General features: G+C 48.1%; 25 protein-coding genes. 17 read left to right on the top strand and 8 right to left on the bottom strand.

Features of this window, described 5'->3' with window-relative positions; genetic code table 11:
• Positions 1 to 58 precede the first annotated feature (58 nt).
• Together ACN9MT_RS12995 and ACN9MT_RS12990 are read right to left on the bottom strand one after the other, a co-directional pair.
• The gene (locus ACN9MT_RS12995; protein ID WP_035410169.1) at positions 59 to 526 is read right to left on the bottom strand and encodes a hypothetical protein; all 468 of its coding nucleotides are present in this window, start codon (positions 524 to 526) and stop codon (positions 59 to 61) included.
• Positions 527 to 870: 344 nt separating this feature from the next.
• A complete protein-coding gene (locus ACN9MT_RS12990) occupies positions 871 to 1,611 on the bottom strand; it encodes an SGNH/GDSL hydrolase family protein (RefSeq protein WP_035410166.1) in 741 nt (246 codons plus the stop codon).
• A gap of 42 nt (positions 1,612 to 1,653) precedes the next feature.
• Here ACN9MT_RS12990 and ACN9MT_RS12985 point away from each other — a divergent pair, with 42 nt between their 5' ends.
• Together ACN9MT_RS12985 and ACN9MT_RS12980 are read left to right on the top strand one after the other, a co-directional pair.
• The gene (locus ACN9MT_RS12985; RefSeq protein WP_426272323.1) at positions 1,654 to 2,715 is read left to right on the top strand and encodes an acyltransferase family protein; all 1,062 of its coding nucleotides are present in this window, start codon (positions 1,654 to 1,656) and stop codon (positions 2,713 to 2,715) included.
• A 56-nt stretch (positions 2,716 to 2,771) separates the two neighbouring features.
• Positions 2,772 to 3,104 carry an Asp23/Gls24 family envelope stress response protein gene (locus ACN9MT_RS12980; protein WP_029342549.1) on the top strand — a complete coding sequence of 111 codons (333 nt, stop codon included), beginning with the start codon at positions 2,772 to 2,774 and terminating at the stop codon, positions 3,102 to 3,104.
• Positions 3,105 to 3,142: 38 nt separating this feature from the next.
• On the opposite strand, the gene ACN9MT_RS12975 is transcribed toward ACN9MT_RS12980, so the two are convergent.
• Entirely contained in the window at positions 3,143 to 3,904 is a 762-nt protein-coding gene (locus tag ACN9MT_RS12975) for an SLAP domain-containing protein (protein ID WP_426272322.1), read from the bottom strand.
• The gene (gene secA2 / locus ACN9MT_RS12970) at positions 3,888 to 6,251 is read right to left on the bottom strand and encodes an accessory Sec system translocase SecA2 (protein WP_426272321.1); all 2,364 of its coding nucleotides are present in this window, start codon (positions 6,249 to 6,251) and stop codon (positions 3,888 to 3,890) included. Before secA2 ends, ACN9MT_RS12975 begins: the two co-directional genes overlap by 17 nt.
• A 278-nt stretch (positions 6,252 to 6,529) precedes the next feature.
• Here secA2 and pgmB point away from each other — a divergent pair, with 278 nt between their 5' ends.
• Positions 6,530 to 7,201 carry a beta-phosphoglucomutase gene (gene pgmB / locus ACN9MT_RS12965; protein WP_426272320.1) on the top strand — a complete coding sequence of 224 codons (672 nt, stop codon included), beginning with the start codon at positions 6,530 to 6,532 and terminating at the stop codon, positions 7,199 to 7,201.
• 91 nt (positions 7,202 to 7,292) lie between these two features.
• On the opposite strand, the gene ACN9MT_RS12960 is transcribed toward pgmB, so the two are convergent.
• Positions 7,293 to 8,777 carry an N-acetylmuramoyl-L-alanine amidase gene (locus ACN9MT_RS12960; RefSeq protein ID WP_426272319.1) on the bottom strand — a complete coding sequence of 495 codons (1,485 nt, stop codon included), beginning with the start codon at positions 8,775 to 8,777 and terminating at the stop codon, positions 7,293 to 7,295.
• Positions 8,778 to 9,070: 293 nt separating this feature from the next.
• On the opposite strand from ACN9MT_RS12960, the gene ACN9MT_RS12955 reads away from it, so the two are divergent.
• Genes ACN9MT_RS12955 through chrA form a run of 4 tightly spaced genes read left to right on the top strand, consistent with a single transcriptional unit; the run spans position 9,071 to position 12,941 of the window.
• Positions 9,071 to 9,472, top strand: a complete 402-nt coding sequence (locus tag ACN9MT_RS12955; protein WP_035410150.1) for a hypothetical protein — start codon at positions 9,071 to 9,073, stop codon at positions 9,470 to 9,472.
• Positions 9,473 to 9,531: 59 nt separating this feature from the next.
• Entirely contained in the window at positions 9,532 to 10,575 is a 1,044-nt protein-coding gene (locus ACN9MT_RS12950; protein WP_035410148.1) for a glycosyltransferase family 4 protein, read from the top strand.
• Positions 10,576 to 10,633: 58 nt separating this feature from the next.
• Complete coding sequence (locus ACN9MT_RS12945; protein WP_426272318.1) at positions 10,634 to 11,737, top strand: DUF418 domain-containing protein; 1,104 nt, start codon at positions 10,634 to 10,636, stop codon at positions 11,735 to 11,737.
• Between the two features lie 52 nt (positions 11,738 to 11,789).
• Positions 11,790 to 12,941, top strand: coding sequence for a chromate efflux transporter (chrA, locus tag ACN9MT_RS12940; protein WP_426272316.1), 1,152 nt, complete (start codon positions 11,790 to 11,792; stop codon positions 12,939 to 12,941).
• A gap of 49 nt (positions 12,942 to 12,990) precedes the next feature.
• On the opposite strand, the gene ACN9MT_RS12935 is transcribed toward chrA, so the two are convergent.
• The 3 genes from ACN9MT_RS12935 to ACN9MT_RS12925 all read right to left on the bottom strand — a co-directional run bounded on the left by ACN9MT_RS12935 (position 12,991) and on the right by ACN9MT_RS12925 (position 15,124).
• On the bottom strand, positions 12,991 to 13,407 hold the full coding sequence (locus ACN9MT_RS12935; protein ID WP_426272315.1) for a GNAT family N-acetyltransferase: 417 nt from the start codon (positions 13,405 to 13,407) through the stop codon (positions 12,991 to 12,993).
• Positions 13,382 to 14,413, bottom strand: coding sequence for an LCP family protein (locus ACN9MT_RS12930; RefSeq protein WP_290752507.1), 1,032 nt, complete (start codon positions 14,411 to 14,413; stop codon positions 13,382 to 13,384). Before ACN9MT_RS12930 ends, ACN9MT_RS12935 begins: the two co-directional genes overlap by 26 nt.
• A gap of 69 nt (positions 14,414 to 14,482) precedes the next feature.
• A complete protein-coding gene (locus ACN9MT_RS12925) occupies positions 14,483 to 15,124 on the bottom strand; it encodes a YigZ family protein (RefSeq protein ID WP_426272313.1) in 642 nt (213 codons plus the stop codon).
• A gap of 99 nt (positions 15,125 to 15,223) precedes the next feature.
• On the opposite strand from ACN9MT_RS12925, the gene ACN9MT_RS12920 reads away from it, so the two are divergent.
• The 10 genes from ACN9MT_RS12920 (at position 15,224) to flgL (ending at position 23,858) form a co-directional block, all read left to right on the top strand.
• Positions 15,224 to 16,396: a sensor histidine kinase gene (locus ACN9MT_RS12920; RefSeq protein WP_426272312.1), complete on the top strand. Its 1,173-nt coding sequence runs from the start codon at positions 15,224 to 15,226 to the stop codon at positions 16,394 to 16,396.
• Positions 16,393 to 17,085, top strand: a complete 693-nt coding sequence (locus ACN9MT_RS12915) for a response regulator (protein ID WP_029342537.1) — start codon at positions 16,393 to 16,395, stop codon at positions 17,083 to 17,085. Before ACN9MT_RS12920 ends, ACN9MT_RS12915 begins: the two co-directional genes overlap by 4 nt.
• 134 nt (positions 17,086 to 17,219) lie before the next feature.
• Positions 17,220 to 18,068 (top strand): DegV family protein, encoded by an 849-nt coding sequence (locus ACN9MT_RS12910; RefSeq protein WP_056063083.1) that lies wholly within the window; start codon positions 17,220 to 17,222, stop codon positions 18,066 to 18,068.
• A gap of 243 nt (positions 18,069 to 18,311) precedes the next feature.
• Entirely contained in the window at positions 18,312 to 19,523 is a 1,212-nt protein-coding gene (locus tag ACN9MT_RS12905; RefSeq protein ID WP_426272310.1) for a helicase-related protein, read from the top strand.
• 233 nt (positions 19,524 to 19,756) lie between these two features.
• Complete coding sequence (locus ACN9MT_RS12900) at positions 19,757 to 20,161, top strand: ComF family protein (RefSeq protein WP_426272308.1); 405 nt, start codon at positions 19,757 to 19,759, stop codon at positions 20,159 to 20,161.
• 144 nt (positions 20,162 to 20,305) lie between these two features.
• A complete protein-coding gene (locus tag ACN9MT_RS12895) occupies positions 20,306 to 20,584 on the top strand; it encodes a hypothetical protein (RefSeq protein ID WP_156359001.1) in 279 nt (92 codons plus the stop codon).
• Positions 20,585 to 20,620: 36 nt separating this feature from the next.
• Positions 20,621 to 20,869, top strand: a complete 249-nt coding sequence (gene flgM / locus ACN9MT_RS12890; RefSeq protein ID WP_035410118.1) for a flagellar biosynthesis anti-sigma factor FlgM — start codon at positions 20,621 to 20,623, stop codon at positions 20,867 to 20,869.
• 96 nt (positions 20,870 to 20,965) lie between these two features.
• The gene (locus ACN9MT_RS12885; RefSeq protein WP_426272307.1) at positions 20,966 to 21,373 is read left to right on the top strand and encodes a flagellar protein FlgN; all 408 of its coding nucleotides are present in this window, start codon (positions 20,966 to 20,968) and stop codon (positions 21,371 to 21,373) included.
• A 12-nt stretch (positions 21,374 to 21,385) separates the two neighbouring features.
• Positions 21,386 to 22,912, top strand: a complete 1,527-nt coding sequence (gene flgK, locus ACN9MT_RS12880; protein ID WP_426272306.1) for a flagellar hook-associated protein FlgK — start codon at positions 21,386 to 21,388, stop codon at positions 22,910 to 22,912.
• Between the two features lie 7 nt (positions 22,913 to 22,919).
• Entirely contained in the window at positions 22,920 to 23,858 is a 939-nt protein-coding gene (flgL, locus tag ACN9MT_RS12875; protein ID WP_426272305.1) for a flagellar hook-associated protein FlgL, read from the top strand.
• The last annotated feature ends 1 nt before the right edge of the window (position 23,859 follow it).

The raw sequence follows: 23,859 nt of genomic DNA, 5'->3' as shown, positions 1-23,859 counted from the left end.
AAGGGACTGTCCCATCTGCTTCTCTTCTAGAAGGTAATGGGGCAGTCCTCTTTTCGCTTCAAGCGGGATGATCACTTTTTGGACGGGAGTAGACGATGAGCACGCCACGCTCGACAAGCTGAAGGGCAAGGATCTGTTTCACTTCTTCCGATGCCTTCGTCTGAGCGAGCTGCCGGTAAAGTAGGCGAAGTTCACGACGCATCGTCTTACGGATCAGCCACATGCTATCGATCGTCGTGCACCAACTGGTCACGGTCTCATGTCCGATATAATACTGGGTCTGACGTTCAAGATAATGAATCCACCACTCGTCACGCGCCATTTTTAGTACGATACCTGTGAGCCCAAGTACAAGGATCGCGAGGGGAATGCTTTCATATAAGGGAAGACGACCAAGAACGGTACCAACATTCGTGACGAGGGCAAGCATCACCCATCCTATGCATCCGATGACAAGCCAATATCCAAAGTTGAGAGTACTTCGATGTCGTAATGTCACTTTCGGCGTAAGCAATGAAGTGGCCATCAGAAACACCTCCTTGTTAAATAATCGAATTTTCTGACAATTTATAGTTGTCCTTCTACTATAGTTACTTTTTCCCGAATCGTCTAGTCATTAGACATGGAAAATGTGTTTCTTTCTTGACGAAATTCGTGTACGCTAAATGTAGAAGTGAGCGGTTACATAAAGGAGGATATGAAGAAATGATGGATCAGGTTATCTGGATCGCTGTCGGAATCGTTGCTGTTGCTGTTTTCTCAGCATCAAGCGTTGCAGCTTATATGGGTGTTAAAAACCAAGAAGACTAAGAATCGAAAAACGGCGCATCCCGATTGTCGGGATGAGCCGTTTTTTTAATGCGCCATCGCTTATTTGTTTGCTGTTATGTTTGCTTGCAACGCATAAGGTTTTAAGGCATCACTCCAGCGCAGGTAACCCCCACCGACGAGGTGTAATCCATCATACGTCAAGCGATTCTGAAGATACCCTTGTTTGTTCGTCAAGACAGGTCTCAAGTCGACGAATGGGATTTTAAGCGATTGAGCGAGATTTTGTAAGTTCCGGTTCAACGCTTCGACATCACGATTGATTCGGACAGAGTCCGAATATTTTGGAGCCACAGGAACGGTTGACTGGAGGACGACGTCGATGTTATTTTTTCGAAGTGTTGTCACGATCGTCGTCATGTTCTCAGTAATTTGTGGAATCGGCGTATAGTGACGGATGTCATTGATGCCACCCATCAAGAAGACGCGTTTTGGTTTCATCTCGAGAATCAAGTCGAGGCGAGTCAAAAAGCCTTCTGTCGTATCGCCAGGAATCCCGAAATTAATGATTGTCGGATCCTCCATCAAGATGCGCCAATCGGCAAAATTCGTCATCGAGTCACCTAACATGACAGCGTTCGCTGATTTTGGGTATTGATAAGTATGGAATAGACTATTCAAACGGACATAGTTCGGGTTCTTATCGTATTGGAATGTCGTGACTGGAGTCGTACTCTTTGCAGGTAAGACGCTTCCGAAGGTTTCGAGCGGTTTACGTCCCAGTAACAATGCAAGGAGAACGACGTTCAAGACGATGGATAGAATCAGGAGTGTCTTTTTCATAAACATTCGTTCCTTTCGAGGGAGTATAAGGGGTAGTGTAACATGAATCGGAATCCTTGGTTTGATAATATCAAAGGTTTTCTTGTCATTTTCGTCGTCATCGGTCACATGCTGACGGATTTACGGTTTGATTATGACGGAAAGTTGCTCGAGACGGTCTATCTATTAATTTACTCGTTTCATATGCCATTATTCATTATCTTAAGCGGTTATTTCTTCCGCGAAAATAAATACTTACGCGTCATCCAATTATTTGCCGTCTATTGTGTCTGGCAAATTTTAATTGGTTCTTGGGCGACACTTGGAGAAGGACTACCACTGTTGTCCGGGGAAAATATCGGAACACATCTACTACGTCCGTACTGGGCACTTTGGTATTTGTTCGTTATGGTCGTCTGGTATATCGTAACGCCGTATGTCGTCCGCTTGCGAGGATATGTCTGGTTTGGTCTCGCGTTCGCTTTGTTATATGGGTTCGAGCTTGAGAACACGGGCTTCTTAGCACTTCGCAAGTTGATCATGTTCTATCCGTATTTCTTACTCGGGAACTATCTATCGGAGCACGAGTTCATCCGGATTTTCGAGATGCCGAAGAATTTCAAGCGGCGGATGAACGTCCGTTTGATTGGTGGTATCACGTTCGCAGCCGTCATGGGCTTCCTGTTATTCGAAGCATGGCGTGATACGCCGAAAGAGATTGTCGACTTTGCAAATGCGTTCAAGCATCGTTTCCCATATGTCGAACAATATGATAGTGACGCGTGGGTTGGTGTACTCAAGCATAGCGTCATCTACCTCTTATCGATTGCGGCTTCGCTCGGTTTCATGATGTTAATTCCAATGCGTCGTTTGCCGCTCATCACGCGAGCAGGGGAACTCAGTCTCTATGTCTACTTGCTTCACGTCTTCTTCGTCATGGCGTGGCGCCAATACGTAACGGATGCGTTCGTTCCGCAAGCATGGCTTGCCTTACTGATCATGATTGGCGTCGCCTTACTAATCGTTGGCATCATCATACACCCGCTCATCGTCCGTGTCCTCCGTCCTTTGATTGAGATCGATATTCGTCCGATCGTCGAGAAGCGGGAAGACCTTTCAAAATAAAGCGGAATGCATTACACTTTAGATAGATGGATTACTAGACGAAGGGCGTGGAAGGTATGTCATATAATTTAAATAATGCGGATGGTGTCGTGAACGTCTCGCAACAAGTCATCGAGGTCATCGCAGGTGTAGCCGTTCAAGAAACAGAAGGCATTGCTTTTACAGCAGACGATTCAAAATTACAGGAAAAACAGATGGTCAAACTTGTAAAAGTCGAAGATGTCGGCGGCGACATCACGGTCAGTTTATCTGTGCATATCAAATACGGCATGTCGATCATCAAGACAGCTGGAAAAGTCCAAGAACGAATCGCGCAAGACATGGAAAACATGCTCGCGTTCCAACCCAAAGCAATCAACGTCCGTGTCATCGGACTCTTAAAAGGATAAGGAAAACGTCTCGGCATCTTGTGTGCCGAGACGTTTTTTTATGAAGAAGGTGGGAGATAGCGAAGTCCGAGAGCATCGACGTGCGGGGCAGTGCAGGAAAAACGGAGACGGATCGCTTGTTGACTATAAGCGGGTAAGGAGAGTCCGGGATGGGTGACATCTGCGATTGGCGTTTCGTCATCCATTAGTTCAAGTGTTAGCGCCTCGAGTGTCAGCGTCTGATCGCTCGCATTACGGACGAGAACGATTGCTGTCACAGTGTCTAGCTCGCGCGTGATTGAAACTGGTAAGAGGGACCAACCGTCTGCGGGTGGTGTCGGATGCGAATAAGCGACTTGGCGGATCATCCGTTGCTCGAGTTCCGTGGAGTCGTCTTCGATGAAGAGCTCCGTCAGAGTCTCGCTTGAGAAGACGAGTTGTAGCGGCTCCGTCAACTGTTCGAGGTCGACGAAACATTCGTCTTCTTCAAACGTCAACCAGAGCGGTAACGTCGCCATCGGAAGGATGACCGGGATCTCCTCGATACTGAGAACTTTACGAGCAACAAGTTCATCACCGGATAAAGCAAGGACGACGAGGTCATTCAGGTGGAACGACCGAGACAACGTGTTTTGGAACAAGGCGATGACATGAAGCGGACGGTGTGATAAGACTTGAAACAGATGGATCGCCATCTGATTGGCTTCTAGATCAGGCAGTTGTTTCACGACGTGACGAAAGACGTATTCATCTTCCTTGACGATCGGCATGTCCTCCGTGAAGTAGAGCGGGGGACGGAACACTTCATTCGACGTGTGCATGGTGCAGTTCTCCTTCGCTATCGTGTGTCTGTTCGGCGCGGCAGATGCCTGAAAGGACCTGTTTCTCGAAACTTGCAATGGCATATTCAAAATAATCCATGCCTTCCCGTTCGAAGATGCGGACCGGTTGTTCTTGTCCGTAACTGCGGAGATGAATCCCTTCTTTTAAAGTGTTCATCGCCGTCAGGTGGCGCGTCCATTGCTCGTCCAGTGCAAGGAGGATGAAACGTTTGACGGTCTCTTTTTCAGCTGTGACATGGGCAACGAGTAGGGCTTCGGTTTCAGCAATCAGCGGCTCGAGTTGTCGTTTCATCTCGTCGATCGTCTCCAGTCGTTCTAACGTGACTGGTTGATGTAACAGTTGCTCGAGTTCTGTCATGACGAGAGCCAGTGGCCATTCTTCTGGAACCAGATCGTCAGAGAGTGTTTGGTCGAGGATCGACGGCAAGACACGTCCTGCAAATGGCTGAACGATATCCTCGAGTGACGTCGCATCAACGATTCTGTTTCGGAGATGATAGATCGCTTGCCGTTGTTCACTGATGACTTCTTCGAGCTGAACGAGTTCATCCCGAACACTTCGGTTGACAGATTCACATGTCGACTGAGCGAACTGCAATAGATCCCGGACGTCACGCGAAGTGAGCGGACCGGCAGTATTTCGTACTTTTTGTTGCACACGCTCGAGGCGATCGCGCGCGAAACGGCGTGGCAGTTCATCTTCGAGCGAAAGATAAAACTGCGTCAATCCAGGATCACCCTGGCGACCTGCCCGACCACGCAACTGGTTGTCGATCCGGATCGATTCATGGCGTTCGGTACCGATGACGAACAAGCCGCCTTGTTGTCGTGCCGCTTCATCGAGTAAAATATCCGTTCCGCGACCTGCCATATTGGTCGCGATCGTGATTCGACCAGCTTGTCCGGCAGCCGCAATGATCCGGACTTCCTGATCGACGGTTTTAGCGTTCAGGATCTCGTAGGTGAGTCCGTGCGCATCAAGTGTCTTCGCGACGCGCAAGGACTGTTCAATCGATGAAGTCCCGATCAAAACCGGTCGTTCCGTGACGTGTGCCGATTTTGTTGCCAGCGCGATGGCTTCTAGCTTTTCGTCGCGTGTTGCAAAGACGACGTCCTCTGCATCGATCCGAATTTTCGGGCGGTTCGATGGAATCGTCACGACGTCCATGCCGTATGTCTTTTGAAATTCTTCCCGTGACGTCGCCGCCGTACCGGTCATTCCAGCTACCTGATGATAGAGACGGAAGTAATGTTGGATCGTGATTTGGGCGGTCGTCCGGTTCTCTTCCGTGACCGGAACCCCTTCTTTTGCTTCGAGGGCTTGGTGTAAACCATCGGATAGACTGCGTCCTTCCATCAGACGACCTGTGAAGAGGTCGACGAGCGCGATTTTTTGATCCTTGATGATATAATCGACATCTCGTTTGAGAACGACATGGGCACGTAAGGCTTGAATGACGTAATGGAAGAGGACGGAATGCTCGGCGGCAAACAGATGATCAATCGCAAACGCCTCTTCGATTGTTTCGATGCCATGATCGGTCAAGGCGACGGCTTTGATTTCTTCATCAAACGTATAATCCCGCTCGTCTTCAAACGTCTGGACGACATGACGGACGAGTTGTTGTAATCCTTCGTGGACACTGTCTCGTTCCGCCATGATGAGTGGCGTTTTCGCTTCATCGATTAAAATGCTATCGACTTCGTCGATTAAGGCGAAGTGCAGGGGACGTTGCAGACGTTCCGTCGGCTCTATGATCAGATGATCCCGCAGGTAATCGAATCCGAATTCAGTCCCGACACCGTATGTAATATCTGCTGCGTAGGCAATCCGTTTTTCCTCAAACGTTGCTTCAGCGGAATTGATTCCGACCTGCAATCCTAAAAAACGGTGGATCTGACCGATTTGTTCAGCATCGCGTCGTGCTAGATACTCATTGACGGTAATGACGTGAACGCCTTTTCCATATAACGCTTGGGTGAAGCTCGCGAGTGAAGCGACGAGCGTCTTTCCTTCACCTGTCGCCATTTCGGCGATTTGTCCTTCCAGTAGTGCGAGTCCGCCCATGAGCTGCACATCGTAGTGTCGTAAGCCGAGCGTCCGTTTACTCGCTTCTCGAACAAGCGCAAACGCCATTGGTGAGATTGCATCAATCCGTTCTCCGTTTCGTAGCCGTTCCCGCAACGAAATCGTCAACTCCCGTAACGCTTCATCAGATGTTTGCTCCATTTCTCGTTCTAAGCTATTGATCGTCGTTACGATTTTTTCATAACGATGAACTCTTCGACTTTGATCATTCAACAACTGTTTAACACGTTGAAACATCTTCGTCACTCCCTCATATGCTATGAAGTCATTATAGCAGTTAAAAATTGTAAAACGAATAGTAAAAAACGAAATAAGTAAAACATTCCCTTAAAATTGAAAGCGTTATCAAAAAGAAGGTATCTCAGCTTTAAAAACAAAGAATCAGAAATATTTGATAACGCTTGCAAAGAGTCGAGAGAACCAGTAAAATTATTCATGAGGCAAGTGCAATCGTTTGCGCAAAGTCATTCGATTTCTTGCCTTGCATGGACGATGGAAGAAAGGATGGATGTCGGATGGCACCAACGATCGAAGCGGTCATTTTTGATTTAGACGGCGTAATTACCGATACAGCAGAGTATCACTACTTAGCGTGGAAACAATTAGGAGAGGATTTGGATATCCCGTTCGACCGGGAATTTAATGAGACATTAAAGGGTGTCAGCCGGATGGATTCACTCGAGCGTATCCTTGCGCTCGGCGGAAAACAAAACGCTTTTTCAGAGGACGAGAAGCTAGCACTCACCGCTAAGAAAAATGAACACTATGTCACATTGATCCAGCACATCTCTGAACAGGATCTTCTTCCTGGAATCACTGCATTCCTCGATGAAATCCGAAACGCTGGGCTGAAAATCGGAATGGCGTCCGCCTCTAAAAATGCGCTGATGGTCGTTGAGACATTAAAGGTTCGACACTATTTCGATGACATCGTAGACGCTGCGACTGTTGCACAATCGAAACCACACCCTGAAGTGTTTCTCCGTGCTGCAGAAGCACTCGACGTCGAACCGAGTCGTTGCATCGGTGTAGAAGATGCGACGGCTGGCATTACTGCCATCCACGCTGCCGGCATGTATGCCGTCGGAGTCGGACCGGAGTCGGCACTCCATGAGGCAGACTATCGTGTCGATTCGACAGATTTGCTTTCCCTTGAGCAAATCCTCGCTAGTCGCTCCCTTGTCTGAACCATTCCCTGATGGTGAAGGACATTCCTTGAAAGTTATGTATTTAAAAAGGATCGCTTCCCTGAGCGATCCTTTTTAATATGTGGTTGATTTAAAGCGAAGCGAGGATTCCGTCCGCGATTGCTTGCGCGTAGCGGGATTGATATGTCGGATTCGTAAGTTTCGCACGATCCGAACTGTTCGAGAGGAAACCGAGTTCTGCTAGAATCGATGGCGCTTGTGTGCCGCGAATGACAGCATAGTTCGCATAGTGAACGCTTCGGTTACGCATGCCAGCATACGAGACGAGACGTTGCTGAACGTTCTGAGCGAGGTTGATCGAAGAAGCACCCTTATAGTAGAAGGTCTCTGCTCCATATGCCTGTTCACTCGTTGAAGCATTGATATGAACACTGACGAAAGCAGTCGTCGCATGACTGTTCGCAAGGGCGCTCCGTTCTCCAAGTGACGGGTAGTAATCGTTTGTATAACGTGACATCGTCACATCGACTTTTCCGGCAAGACGTTCAGCGACTTGTTTCGTGACTGCAAGGACGATGTCACGTTCAGTAACGCCGTAACGAACCGCGCCTGCGTCATGTCCACCATGACCTGGGTCAAGGACAAGCAATGGACGGTTTGATGGTGCCGGTTGGAACAGTGTCAGATACGTCGCATCGACATAACCGCTTTGACCACTTGCTGTCCGGACGGAGACGAAGCCTTTCGTTTGATGCCGCGGATTCGTGACGACGACAGGGGTCCCCCGACCGAGACGGGCGATTTGACCACTGAGCGTTGAAGTATTCGCACGAAGAGCGACACTGTTACCGGACGAGATCAAGATATACATCTTCGAACCACTGTAGTCAACGTTTCCAGTCGTCGAGGCAGGGACGGAAGCCCCTTTCTTCAAGTATGTCCCCATGACATAACCTGTCTTCCCTTGGTACTGCACCGTATGCCAGTTCGATTTAACGGCGAGGGAGCTGACTGCTGTTCCACTCGGAATCGTTGTAAGTACTTTCCCGGACGTCGAAGGGGACGAACGGAAGTTCAAGCGATCGGTCGTCGTATAGACCGTGGTCTTAGCTGGTGCAGCTACTTTCTTCAAATAAGAACCCGAAACATAACCAATCTTGTTCGCATAGGTCACTTTATACCAATTTCCGCTTTTAAAACTCGATTGTACGCCTGTCCCTTTAGGAATCGTCAACAAGCGATTAGAAGACGTCGTTGCCGCACTACGTAAGGACAACGCATCGGTCGTCTTATAGGACGTCTTCGTAAAGGACGTACCACTCTCAATCTTTTTCAGGTAAGATCCCGTCACATAACCCGTCTTTCCTTTATATGACAACTTATACCAAGAGCCTTTACGGTAGTTTGACGTGACGTTCGTCGTCTTCGGGATCGTCAGTAGTTTCTTCGAAGAGGTCGAATTCGAACTACGTAAATTCAAAGCATCCGTCGTCTGATACGAAGTTTTCGTAAAGGTTGTGCCGGTCGCAGCCGATACAGTAGAAGTAGAAGCGAAGCAACCGGATACCAACGAAAGTACTAAAGCGGTCTGAAATGTTTTAGGTAATTTGCCCATTAAATTTCCAGTCTCCTTTTCGTTAAAATAAGAAAGATATATCTTGTATTAATAGAACTTAAGTATTATTAAAATAGTTAAATCTCGAAATTATATGTTCCGTTTTCATTCCTTTCTGTTAATATGAAGTGTAGCCAATTTATCGGTAAGGATATGAAAATATTACAGGATAATTAAATAATTAAAGAAATTATATATTATCGAGGCAAATTATAGTTTAATATATTTCAAAATACATACAATTGAAACACAAATGAAACATTAATGTATAAAATAGGAAAGAGGGGCAAGGAATGGGGAACAGTGAACACATCTACCGCGAACTAATGGAAATCGAAGAGGAATACCGTCGTCTGCAACGACGCGCCGAGTATTTGATCTCGGAATTAAGCCGTGGAACGGGAGAACATTCGCAAGAAATCGCCGTCACGCATGAGCGTCCGTTAAAGCAACGTCGCGTCAATCAACGGTATCCACTAGAAGTCTACGTGCACCAAATCAGTGATTTAATGCGCGAGCGTGAATCGATGACAGCACGTGATATCCAAATGGAACTCGAGTTACGTTATCGCCACCAAATCAGCAATATCTATCAATTGATGGCGAAAGTCGAACAGGCAAACCCTGCCATTAAGAAAGTCGGACGCGGTATCTATACATATGATCCAGCTGCTGAAGTACCGATCTTCATGTAAGAGCCGCTCGTCGGCTCTTTTTTTTTATGATATAATTCGCGCAGGAGCGTGATGTTACTATGTTATGGACTGCGTCCATCGTCTGTTTTATCGCCGCCTTACTGATCACACCCGTCGTGAAACGCTTTGCGATTGCAGTCGGTGCCGTTGACAGTCCAGACGCGCGAAAAGTACATGTCCGAATCATGCCGCGACTTGGCGGACTTGCGATCTATATCGCGTTCATGATCGGTTATTTTATCTTACAACCTTCGAGTCCGTATGCGACGCATATTCTAGTCGGCGGATTCGTTATTATTTTGACAGGTGCCTTTGATGATCGATTCCAGCTCAATGCCCGTTTAAAGCTGATGGGGCAAATCGTTGCCGCCGTCATTGTCCTCAACGGTGGGATTCGGATCGAGTTCATCAATCTACCGTTCGACCAACAATTATATCTTGGGTGGTGGAGTGTTCCGTTGACGTTCCTTTGGGTCATCGGGATCACGAACGCCGTCAACTTGATTGATGGATTAGATGGTTTAGCAGCCGGTGTCTCAAGTATCGTCTTGTTGACATTGATCAGTCTTGCCGTCATCCAAGGAAACGTCTACGTGACGATCGTCGCGATTCTCTTATTGATGAGTACGTTCGGCTTCTTGTTCCATAACTTTTACCCAGCGAAGATTTTCATGGGCGATACGGGTGCTTTGTTCCTCGGGTATATGCTCGGTGTGTTGTCGTTACTTGGATTCAAGAACGTGACGCTGTTCTCGCTTGCCGTCCCGGTCATTTTGCTTGGTATCCCGATTTCCGATACGTTATTTGCGATCGTCCGCCGGGTGTTGCAAGGAAAGCCGCCATTCGCACCGGACAAAGCTCATTTGCATCACCGGTTACTTGATCTTGGCTTTACAATGCGACAAGCGGTCCTTGTCATCTATGGACTCTGTGCAATTTTTGGGATGACGGCAGTTCTCTTTTCTCAGACGAACTCACTTGGGGCACTTGTCTCCCTCGTCATGTTACTGCTTGTCCTCGATATTTTAGTCGAGTCGCTTGGTTTGCTCGGTGAACGCTATCGTCCATTATTGAATTTGTTGGAACGTTTTACATCGAGATAGCGTATGATAAAGACCGCTCAGAAAATGAGCGGTCTTTTTTTAGGAAGGAAGTGTTAGGTTGGAACAACAGTTGAATCAACGCATTATTTATTTAGATGTGTTACGGGGTTTTGCATTATGCGGAATCCTATTCGTCAATATGCCAAGTTTTCTTGGCGATCGATCACATGCGATGATGGGAGAAGCGGACCAATGGATTCGTCTGTTTTTTGACCTTTTCATCCAGACGAAATTCTATACGCTGTTTAGTGTCTTGTTCGGAGCAGGATTCTATTTGTTCATCCAGCGTTTGCGACAAAAAGGATTATCGAAGATGATTTTTGCGCGTCGTCTGGGGATTCTTTTTCTCATTGGACTAGTACATTTATGCTTGTGGCAGGGCGATATTTTACATACGTATGCGTTGACTGGTTTCATCTTGTTATTATTTACGAAAGCGAAGCCGATTACAAAAATGTTAGTTGCAGTCGTCGGTCAAGTGTATACTTTCCTGATTTACATATCGATTTACCAATATGCTAACGAATTCGGAGATGAATCGAGTATCGAAGAGAATGATTTCCTGCAATCGTTGGTCGCTTCCCGGGATATTGTCGGCTTCATTCACGATGAGATAACCGTTCAACTACCGCAATCCTTTCTGAACACCGGTATCATATGGCCGCAAATTCTGTCGCTGTTCTTAATCGGGGCATTGTTGATGGAACGTTTCAGCACACGACCGCCGACGAATCGTTTTCTCTGGTGGACGCTCGGAATCAGCCTGTTGCTGACGGTGCCATCATTCGTAGGAATCATTCATTCACATATGGACGTACCAGACGGTTCATCTAATCTCTTTTATGTCTGGTTATCAGGTCGGACGCTTGCTATCACCTATGCTTGTGCTGTCGCATTACTCGTCCGTGCTGGACGAATGCGGTGGTTTGCTGGACTGGGACGGATGGCATTGACGAACTATTTAATGCACACACTCGTCTTTACATGTTTCATCTTCCTGAGCGGTCAGTTTGAAACGACGCCTTTATGGCAAGGTCTGTTACTTGTATTCCTGCTTTTGATTACGCAAGGTATCGCATCAAACAGATATCTAAAGCATCATGCACAAGGTCCCATGGAGAAATTGTGGCGAAAGGGAACATACGGGAAGAAAAATCATTGAAGTTCACGAGAACTTAACAATTTTTATGTAAAATGAAAGATGGAGGTGAAACATGCATCGTTTAATCGAAATCTTTCTAGTGTCGTTTAAGCTCGGATGGACGTCGTTCGGTGGTCCGGTCGCCCATCTCGGGTATTTTTATGAAGAATATGTCAAACGGAAAAAATGGATCGACGAGAAAGCCTATGCTGACTTAGTCGCGCTCTGTCAATTCTTACCCGGTCCAGCCTCGAGTCAGGTTGGAATGGGCATCGGACTGATCCGTGGTGGGGTAGCAGGAGCAATTATTTCCTTCATCGGCTTCACGTTGCCGTCGAGTATCGCCTTGATTCTGTTCGCGCTTCTTGCGACACGGTTCGACGTTGCAGAAGCTGGATTCATTCACGGATTAAAACTGGTTGCGGTCGCGATTGTCGCTGACGCCGTTCTGGGTATGGGAATGAAGCTTGCGACAGGTGCCAAACGCCTGACCTTGATGTTACTGGCGCTCGCAGGCGTGCTCTTGATTGCCCATCCATTGGTGCAAGTCGGAGTTTTACTACTCGCAGGTCTTATTGCCTTCTTCTGGTTCAAAGAAGGAACGAAGACAGGTGGTTCGTTGTCAATTCGCGTACCACGAATGTTTAGCGTCATCGCACTCGTCTTGTTTTTCGTCTTACTCACCATCACACCGTTTCTCGCTCAAGCGACAACTGGAACCATCCAGCTGACGAGTATCATGTACAGTGCCGGAGCTCTCGTATTTGGTGGCGGGCACGTCGTTTTGCCGTTTCTTGAGCAATCGCTCGTACCTGGACTCATGAATACGGATACGTTCCTTGCCGGATATGCAGCGGCACAAGCGGTACCAGGTCCACTGTTCACGTTCGCGACGTATCTCGGTACGATCATCTCTGGTATTTCTGGAGGCATCCTTGCGACGCTTGCGATTTTTTTACCCGGTTTCTTACTCGTCATCGGTGTTTTGCCGTACTGGGATCGCATCCGAAAAAATCAGTCGGTTGGTCGGATGTTGATCGGGGTCAACGCTGCCGTCGTCGGTATCTTACTCGCGGCATTGTACGATCCGATTTTTACATCGAGTATTAAAAGTGGACTCGACTTCTTGATGGCTTTCGGATTATTTTGTCTGTTACGTTTTTACAAGCAGTCACCGCTTCGTATTGTTCTGATCGGTGCAGTGCTCGGGTTTCTTTTCTTCTAATAACAAAGCAGCAGCGGACTTTTGTCCACTGCTGCTTTGTTATTAGACGTCACATGCGCGTCAAGAAGACGAGTTCAATCTCATCGCGGAATACGCGTCGAACTTCCGTGAAGCCGAAGCGAGCATAAAGAGCGAGCGCGGGAAGATTACGCGCGCCAGTCATGACATGTTTTGCGTGACTGTGTTCGAATAGATGTTGCAACAAAGATTGTGCAATCCCTTGCCGGAAGTATGCCGGATCAACGACGAGACGGGTGATTGTCAGAGCGTCAACCGTGACAGCACCAGTGATGTTATCGTCGATAACATAAACAAAACCAGTCGGTGCCTCTATGTTGATGTTATCAATCGTTTCGCGTAATGGCGGGAAATCAGCAGTTTCGAGTAATCGTGCTTCAATCTGATAAGCGCGGCGCTGAACATCTAATAGTGACGTATGATCAGTTGGTTGAAGTGACCGAATCATCTGCAGCCTCCGTCGTCGTGCCGTCCGTTGTCTCATCAGTCGGTAGATTGAGCTGTTCCTTCAACGTCGTTTTTGCATCCGCAAGTGAAGTCGGATCAAGTTGGTAGTAGTAGACGCCGTTGATTTTCGTATCCGTTCCTTTTAGATCAATCTGGTTGATCGAACCGATTTTTTTGATGAATGGTTGCAATTGGAATGCTTCCGTCAACGACATGTTCGTTTTGAAGTTATCACCGGTCGCATCCATCAGACTGTTCAATTTCGTGATGGAACCGAATGAGGTGGATTGATCGACGATCGCTTCGACGATTTGTTGTTGGCGTTTTGTTCGACCGATATCACCTTCAGGATCTTGATAACGCATCCGGGCATAAGCGAGTGCTTCCTCCCCGTTCAACGTTTGTTTCCCCGGCTCCAATTTGACGCCATTGCGCTTATCGGATGAGTCGAGCGTATCGATTGGTAATTTGACGTCGACATCGATGCCACCTAAGGCGTCAACGATCGCGACGACACCGTTGAAGTTGATCGAGGCATAATAGTCGATGGGGATATCAAGTAATGTCTCGACGGTTTCAATCGTTGAATCGATGCCACCGAAGGCATAGGAATGGTTGATCTTATCTTCATAACCAACCGAAGGAATCTGGACAAGTGAATCACGAGGAATACTGACCATATCGACCGTCTGATCATTCTTGTTGAATGTCGCGACGATCATCGTGTCAGCACGTGAGGAGGTATCGCCAGGTCGTTCATCCGTTCCGACAAGCAAGACAGAAAAGTGGTCTTTCGTCAAATCAATCGCAGCTTTTCGTTTCTCAGACTTGTCCCCACGAGCTAAATCGACTTTTGAGTCGTTTGCGGTCTGAAATGTCTTGTACGCGACATACGCGAAGGTCGCCCCTCCGCCAATAAGCACGATAAGAAAACTGATCACGAACACTTTGAACCAAGAACGTTTTTTCTTTATCTTTTTTTTATTGCTTCGGGTTCGCTCTTCCACGTTCATTAACCCCTAACTTTATCTGAATTTTTGAAAAACTTTAAAATTCTTTACAATCAGTATAGCAGTTCAAGAAATAATGTCACGTTCGAGGTAGCGTTTAGAGCCGCTTGACAACTCAGCTTGACCATTCGTCATATTCGTCATCCAGTCGAGAAAATCCGGAACATCGGCTGTCTTGACGAGGACGTCGATCTGGACTTGATCGAGGTAATGGATCTGATCAATTGGATGGACGCTTGCCCGCAGTTCGTTCTCGAGTTTTCCAAGCCATGTATAATCGACGGTGACGGAAACGACAGTATGTTCGATCCGTTCGACGACGCCGACTGCGTTCAGTGCTTCAGAAACGCTCGAACCATAAGCACGAATCAATCCACCGCCACCCAGTTTGATGCCGCCGAAATATCGTGTCACGACAACGACCGTATTGCGTAAGTCTCGCTTTTTCAATACTTCAAGCATTGGAACACCGGCCGTTCCGCTCGGTTCACCGTCATCGTTCGCTTTTTGGATCTCATTGCGTTCACCGATGACGTAGGCGGAACAATTGTGGTTCGCATCGTGGTGCTTTTTTTTCAGCTCGGAAATGAACGCCTGGGCTTGTTCTTCCGTCGTTGCACGCGCTAAATAGGTGATGAATCGTGACTTTTGGATAATGATTTCGTGGAAACCGTTTTCTTTTACTGTATAATAATTAGATAATGTCATAATCAAAAATGTCCTCCTCGTTAACTAGTTCTTTCTAGCATAACGACGTTCCAAGAGAGAGACAACCGTAGACGACTGGCAAGGAATGGAGGGAGTACCATGACGAATGAGATGAGGGAGCGGCTATCCTTGAATGATATCGTACAAAACATCATCGGCGTCGTAGAAGAGAGTCGGGAAGAAATCGTCCGGATTACGGAAAGTTCTCGCGAGCAGTATGCCGAAATTCAGCAAGAACTACGCGACCTGAAGATTCGGGTGCACGACTATATAAAAGAAGCAGAACGACTTGAACGTCATATCAAGGATGCGAAGGCGCGACTCGTCGTCGTCAGTAAGAACTTCGACAGCTACTCGGAACAGGATGTCCGGTCGGCCTATGAGACTGCGAACGCGTTGCAGCTCGAATCGTTCATCAATCAACGAGACGAGATGAATTGCCGAAAACGACGTGATGAGCTCGAGCGCCGACTGATTCAGCTCGATGAGACGATAGAACGAGCAGATCAATTGATTGGACGTGTCTCGGTCGTCTTGAACTTCTTGACGGACGATATGCAGGTGATGAATGAAAAATATGAAAAGGCGATGCAAAAGCAGGAGATGGGTCTAAAAGTCTTCCAGTCCGCCGAAAATGAACGCCGCCGGCTGTCGCGCGATATGCATGATGGTCCGGCACAGACGCTTGCCCATGTCTTGATCCGGGCAGATTTGATTGAAAAGATTCACCAGCACAATGGGGCAGAGGCAGCTTTTGAAGAGATTCACCGTTTACGGACGTTGATTCGGGATGGGCTTGCTGATATCCGTCGTATCATATACGATTTACGTCCGATGACGCTTGACGATCTCGGATTCGTTCCGACGCTCGAACGTTATCTTCGTCATATTCAAGAAATTTCGAATATTCCGGTTCACTTCAACTATCTCGGAGGCGGTGAGCGAATCGATTCGACGTATGAAGTCGCCGTTTTCCGAATCGTGCAAGAAGCCGTTCAAAATGCAGTTAAGCATTCCAAAGCGAGTGACATTCGTATTATCATAGAACAATATCAGCATTCCGTACGAATCCATGTAAAGGATAATGGCGTTGGATTTGATTTTGATTCCATCGTCGCGTCGTGTGACGAGTCATTCGGACTCGTCGGTATGCGTGAACGGATCGAATTGATCGATGGTGAATTCGAAATCGAGACGCAACCCGGAAAAGGTACGGTCATCAAGGTAAAGATTCCAATCGAGGAATCCGAAGCGAGAGGGGAAACACTGTGAACAACGAGCAAGTGAAAGTAGTCATCGTCGACGATCATCAGTTATTCCGCGAAGGCGTTAAACGAATTCTTGATTTCGAAGAAGAGTTCGTCGTCGTAGCGGAGGGGGAAAGTGGAGCGGAAGTCATCTCGCTCGTCGAAACCCACCAACCGGATATCGTCTTAATGGATATCAACATGCCGCAAGTCAATGGTGTCGAAGCAACAAAACGTCTGATGGAAGTCTATCCGGACGTCCGTGTCATCATCTTATCGATTCATGATGATGAGACGTATGTCATGCATGCACTCGGTGCGGGCGCGGTCGGTTATCTCTTAAAAGAAATGGCAACCGATGAGCTCGTCAATGCGATTCGTTCCGTATACCGCGAAGGTGGCTACGTCCATCCGAAGGTCACACCGAACTTGTTACAGGAATATCGTCGTTTGATGAAGATGAAACAAACGATGGCATCACAGCCTGTTGAAAAACGAGTCGCGGAAGCACCGCTCCACGTTCTAACACGTCGCGAATGCGAAGTCTTACAGTTACTGGCAGACGGCTTCTCAAACCGTGCGATCAGCGATACGTTATACATCAGTGAAAAGACGGTTAAGAACCACGTCTCATCGATCCTTCGGAAGATGAATGTACCGGACCGTACTGGTGCCGTCGTCGAATCAATCCGCCGTGGATGGGTCGTCGTCTAATATCTCGAAAGACAGGAGCCGGGGCTCCCGTCTTTCTTTTTTTATCCAAGGAAAAATGCTACACTTAAAAACGATTGTGGCGTGTCACATTCGGCAGCGTCACGACGGAACTATAAAAGCGAGGAAATTCACGGATGAGCCAGATTGTGATCTTAACGGATAGCACAGCCTATCTGCCAACTACCTATTGTGAAGAACATCAAGTGCACGTCGCACCACTTAGTGTCATCTTCGACGGTGACGCCTATCGAGAAGGGTTTGACATCTCAGTAGCTGAATTTTATAAACGCATCCAGACGGGCAGCCTCCCGACGACATCACAACCGAACATCGGTGATCTCGTTGCGTCGTTCGAGCAATTGCCGGAAGGAACGGATATCATCGGTATCACACTATCGAGTGGGATCAGTGGAACGTATCAAGCGTTACATACGATCAACATGATGGTGGAGCATGTTAACGTTCATCCAATCGATTCACGTATTTCCTGTATGCCGCAAGCGTTTCTCGTCCAAGAAGCCGTTCGTTTGCGAGATGCAGGAGCGACGGCAGAGACGATCGTTAATCGTCTGGAGACATTAAAAAAACAGATTCGAGCCTACTTCGTCGTCGACGATCTAGCCCACCTCCAGCGTGGTGGACGTTTGAGTGTCGCACAGGCATTCGTCGGCTCGTTTCTGAAGATAAAACCGGTCCTTCACTTCATCGACGGGAAAATCGTTCCGTTCGAAAAAATCCGAACGTTCAAGCGAGCGGTCAATCGAATCGAGGAAATGATGAAGGAAGACATCAAAGGGGACGGAGCAGGATATGTCATCGGTGTCATCCATGCTGAGGATTCTATGAAAGCAGAAGCAGAAATTGCCGAACTAACGGCACTTTTCCCGCAGGCGCGCATCGAGATGAGCTTCTTCGGACCCGTCATCGGGACCCACCTCGGACCTGGTGCAATTGGTATCACATGGTATCATGCAGCGGAATGAACAACATAACCGATAAAACAGATGAGCAACAGGAATTCTCTTACATTGAGAATACCTGTTGCTTTTGTTTTGTCAAAATCCTTGATTTTCATGAATGACTCTACTTACGACAACTTTTAGAGACATAACATATACTATTTTCTTAAATTGACTGAGGAAAAAAGCGATGGAGCAGGAACGAATGCGGACAAGGAGATACCAGGCATATGCGAGAAAGGAACGTCACAGAAAGGAGAGGTCATGATGATGGATCTTCGAGGACGACTCGTACCTGCTGAATGGATAGATACACCAAACGAAACATATCGATACATGCCAGCCGTGACATGGCGTTGTCAACGGTGTGGCGCACTACCAGTACGAGGTGCCTGTACATGTGGAAAAGCCTGTTATTATTGCCGAAAATGTCTCGCTTATGGCAAATTGCGAAGCTGCGGGAGGCTCGTGACGGATTTGGGGGCGCTTGATCCAGTGATCCCGTCGCAACACGGACCATTGTTGTTGACGCCGGCGCAACTGCGCATCGCACAAGCAATCCAGCAGACCGTCTTGCGTCCGAAACGACTTCTTGTCCATGCCGTGTGTGGTGCCGGAAAAACGCCGATGCTCTTTCCAGGAATCGCCGACGCCCTTACGAACGGACGACGTGTTCTTGTCGCAGCACCTCGGGCAGATGTCGTCCGGGAATTGACAGGACATTTGAAGCGAGCATTCGCAAATACGTCCATTGTCTCTTTATACGGTGGTTCGTCGGAGCGTCTCGAGTTAGGTGACATCACGGTCAGTACGACACACCAATTGATTCATTACCGGCATTGTTTCGATGTCGTCTTCTTGGATGAGGTCGATGCCTTCCCTTACCGGATGGACCGGACATTGCACCGGTACGTCAAACGAGCGATGACGAAAGACGCTGCCTTGATTTTATTAAGCGCCACACCTTCGTTTTGGCATCGACGCTTTCCGATAGTCCGACTGATGCGGCGCTATCACGGGTATCCGTTACCGGTACCAAAGCTCGTCGTACCTTATACCGAACAGATCGTATTCGATTGGTTGGCGCGTCATGCTGCTGTACCACGGCTCGTGTTCGTCTCGCGTATTGCGGAGCTTGAGCGGTGGCAGAACCGATTCACAGATGCAGGCTATACCGTCGAGACGGTCCATGCCGCGGATTCAGAACGAGTCGAGAAGGTCCAACGCTTTCGACAATCGACAGGAATCTTACTGACAACGACGATTCTAGAGCGGGGTGTGACGATTGAAAACGTCCAGGTTGCGATTCTTGATGCCGATCAAGGATTCAGTACGGCAGCCTTGATTCAAATCAGCGGACGTGTCGGACGATCGTCGGCGTATCCAGATGGTGACATTTTATTTTGCGCCAATGACCGAAGTGATGCGATGTATGAAGCGATCCATCACATTAAAAAAGCGAATGCCGTGCAACCATGAATCGATGTTTATTCTGTCAAGAGGTCTATCTACCTAGTTGGGAACTCGGAAATCTCTGGACTAGGCAAGTGACCTGTCCGACCTGTAAAATAAAGTTTGTAAAAAGAGGGGAATGCGTCGATTGTGGAAAGCCGGGTTCGCCATGCTGTTCAGATTGTACGGCGTGGCGGCAACAAGGGCTGACGCTCCAGACGACACCTCTTTATCTGTACAATGATGCAGCCAAGGAATTCATGCGTCGGTTCAAGTTTCTCGGAGATACTGCGTTGCTTGAGATGTTTACCGATGACTTGAAGAAGGTAAAAATCAAACAAGCTGTTCTTGTTCCGATACCGTTAAGCACCAAGCGTCTCGCAGACCGTCGTTTCAATCAAGCGGAGTTGATCGCACGCCAGATGCATGGGAAAATCGCGCCGTATTTGAGTCGTTTGGAGGGTCCTGCCCAAAGTAAGGCAGGACGACAGGCTCGGCTTGCGCGAAGTAATCCGTTTTGCGTGACAAATGACGCCAAAGGGAAGAACATTGTGCTCGTCGATGACGTCTACACGACAGGTGTGACTCTTCGGCAAGCGATGTTTCGACTGAAGGAAGCAGGCGCAAAAGAAATTTCTGCTGTAACTTTATTTCGAAGTGTTTAAGAAAGCGACAATCCTGCCGATACTCTGTATGAGGTGAAAGAAATGGATGTCATCAATTGTAAATCTTGCGGAAAGTTAGTCGTGCGTCAATCTTCAGAACTGTGTATTGATTGCATACGAAAGGATCATACGGATTTTGAGAAGGTGCGCGAATTTCTGCGAGAACGACGAAAAATCCGGACTTCACCTAAAGATGTCGAGATCGGAACGGGTGTCAGTCAAGATACCGTCTTCCGTTACATCAAGGAAGGGCGCTTATTGATCTCCGAGATTTCCCAAATGGAAATCATGTGTGAGAGTTGCGGGAAGCCCTCCCGTGAAGGCACGATTTGTGCCGCATGTCGTGATCGTTTACGACGTGACCTCGCCCAGGCGATGCTTGACTCTTCTGACTCTTCGAAACCAAGGACGTATCGGACTTGAACTAAGAATCTTGTAGTCTAGAAAGCAGGTGTTCACATGCGAATTGATTCTACGAAATGGGTGAACATGCCCAAAACGTACGAAAGAACTCAATCAGTAGAAGGAACAAAAAACCAACGCACGAACCGTCCGGACGAAGTCAGTATCTCAACAGAAGCGCGCGCGCGTTTCAATGAGACACAGACGTCACGGACTGAAAAGATTGAATCCCTCAAGCAGGCGATCCAGGATGGAACCTATAAACCGGACGCGAAAAAAATCGCGGAACGTTTCTTGAACCTGTAAGCGGAACATCGTAGAAAATGGAGGCGACTCGGGGCACGGATGCGCGGGTCGTTTTTTATATGAATGGAACCTTTTTAATTCGGAAGGAGAAACCGAATGCAACTCATCAATCAACTCAACGAGGCGCACGCTCAATTGCTCGCGCTCGCAGAAGAAAAGAAGCACGTCTTGATTGCAAACGACATGCGTCGCTTGTCTGAAATCGTCAAGGAAGAACCGGTACATATCAAGCGGATTGAAGCATTAGAGCAAGAACGACTTAAACTCATGGGGAGCGTGACGATGACCGAGTGGATCGAGACGCATCCGGAAGATGTCGACTCACTCCGGACATTGTTGCAGACGATCGGTCAGTTGCGGCAGCTGAATGCACTGAACGCAGAGCTGCTCGAGCAATCGCTGCACTATTTGGATTGGCATCTGCAACTTTTAATTCCAGAAGCAGACGACTTCACATATGGGCAGTCCGCACTGAACCAGACACACTTTAACCGAAACGCGTAAGGAGGAATACGGATGGGATCGACTTTCATGGGGCTTGAGACAGGACGTCGGGCATTAACGACGAACCAGTGGGCCCTGCAATCGACTGGAAATAACATTGCGAACGCCGGTACGGAAGGATTCTCTCGCCAGCGTCTCGTCATGGGAACGACAGAACAACTCTCGATATCGCTTGGATCTGGGCGAAATGGTCAAGTCGGAACGGGTGTCCGCGGAGAAATGGTCGAGCGGATTCGGGACATCATGCTCGATAAGCAGTACCGGGATGAAGTGACGAAGGTTTCCTATTACGGCACGAAGGAAGCGGCGTTCGGACGGATGGAAGATATCATCAATGAACCGTCGGATACGGGTCTAGCGAAAGCATTTGACGGGTTCTGGGAATCACTTCAGACTTTGTCGACGAATCCGCAAGACTCGGGTGCGCGCAGTGTCGTCCGGCAAAAAGCAGAGACACTCGCACAGACCTTCAACTACATGTCGAAGGCAATCAATCAGGTCAAATCAGACTTAAAAAGTGAAATCGAGGTCTCGACGAAAAAAGTCAACGACCTCTTGCAAAAAATCAATAATATCAATATCGAGATTCATACGGTCGAACCACTCGGTGCTCTTCCGAATGCGCTTTACGATGAGCGTGACCGCTACTTAGACGAGCTCGCACAATATACCGACTTCGAGAAAGTAGCTGTCGACGCGCAGGACATCGGGAATGGCAAGATGGGGAATGCGTTACGCAACGCGGAAGGACGAATCGACATCGAGCTGAAGATGCCTGACGGGACGAAAATCAAAGCCGTTGACGCAAAAGCTTCATCAGCCGTGACGCTCCGATTTACCGAAAATGCCGACGGAATTTACAACGGTCTTGAAGTGAACGGAGTAGCACAAACGTTTGATACGACCAAGGGGTTTACGACGGGACGCTTATCCGGATTGCTCGAGATGTATGGTCAAGAACGAAACGGTCAAGCTGTCGGTGAATACGTCAAGATGGAGAGTCAACTCGATGAGATGGCGAAAACGTTCGCCGATGCGTTCAATGCCGCGCACGCGACGAACTTGAAAAAAGACGGGACGGCGGGATCGAACGCGTTCTTCACGGGAGCTGGTGGCGATATCACGGCAGCGACGATTTCCGTCGGTGTGGACATCAAAGCGAGTCTCGATAACATCGCGACGTCGACGGACGGGAACATCGGTGACAGCCAAGGAGCGCTGAAACTGGCGAAGATGAAGACGGCAAGCATTACGTTCACGAAGTCGAACACGACGACGACGATCGGCTCGTTCTATCAAAACGTCATCGGCAACATGGCAGTCTCGACCGAACAAGTCGCGCGCCTTGGGAAGAGTGCCGCTGTCTTGATGGAAAGTGCGGATCAACGCCGTATGTCGATGTCTGCCGTCTCGATCGATGAAGAGATGACGATGATGATTCAGTATCAACACGCTTATAATGCGGCAGCACGAAATATTACGACCGTCGATGAGATGCTTGATAAAATCATCAACGGTATGGGACTCGTAGGACGGTGATGAATAGATGAGAGTAACACAAACGATGTTGACGAAAACGAATATCGGGCACTTATCCTCAAGCTATCAGCGCTTGAGCACGCTTCAAGAGCAATTGATCAGCGGGAAGAAAATTCAGCGTCCATCCGATGATCCGGTCGTCGCGATGCAGGGCGTGCGTTACCGGACGGAAGTACGAGAAGTCGAACAGTTCAAGAAAAATGCCAGTGAAGCAACGGGCTGGATGGATTTGACGGATTCGGCCCTTAACGAAGTCACGTCGGCGATGAGCCGGATTCGTGAGTTGACGACACAGGCGGCGACGGATACGTATGATGCGACACAGCGTAAAGCGATCCAGAGCGAGGTCGGTCAATTGATTGAACACATTGGGACGCTCGCGAATACGAAATACAATGAAAAAGGCATCTTCAACGGAACGAAGACGGATACGGCATTCGTCTCGATGGACGGATTGCGTGATTACTTAGCGAGTACAACTGGTCCTGTTGACAGTGTCTTCACGGATGGTGATCCGACAGGTAAGGAGACGGAATCCATCAAATATGAAGTTTCTTCTGGTATCGAAGTCCAAGTTAACATTTCACCACTCAGCGTCTTTGGACCGGAAACGTTCCAAACGTTGAAAAAAGTCTATGATGCACTTGGAACGAACGCTGATAACAACGGGGCTACCTTATCCGGGATGTTGAAAGATATCGATGAGATGGTCAATGGAACGGTCGAGACACGTGCTGATCTCGGGGCACGGGTTAACCGGATGGATTTGAACACATCACGGCTCGAGGATCAGGAAATCATCGCAAAGACGGTCATGTCGGATAACGAAGACATCGAGGCGGAAAAAGTCATCATGGAACTGAAGTCGTACGAAACGTTACACCGAGCGGCTCTCAGCGCCGGAGCACGAATCATTCAACCGACGTTACTCGATTTTCTACGATAAA

The organism is Exiguobacterium sp. R-17 (assembly GCF_049913315.1).
Lineage (GTDB): Bacteria > Bacillota > Bacilli > Exiguobacteriales > Exiguobacteriaceae > Exiguobacterium_A.
This window is presented reverse-complemented; position numbering and strand designations above follow the sequence as displayed.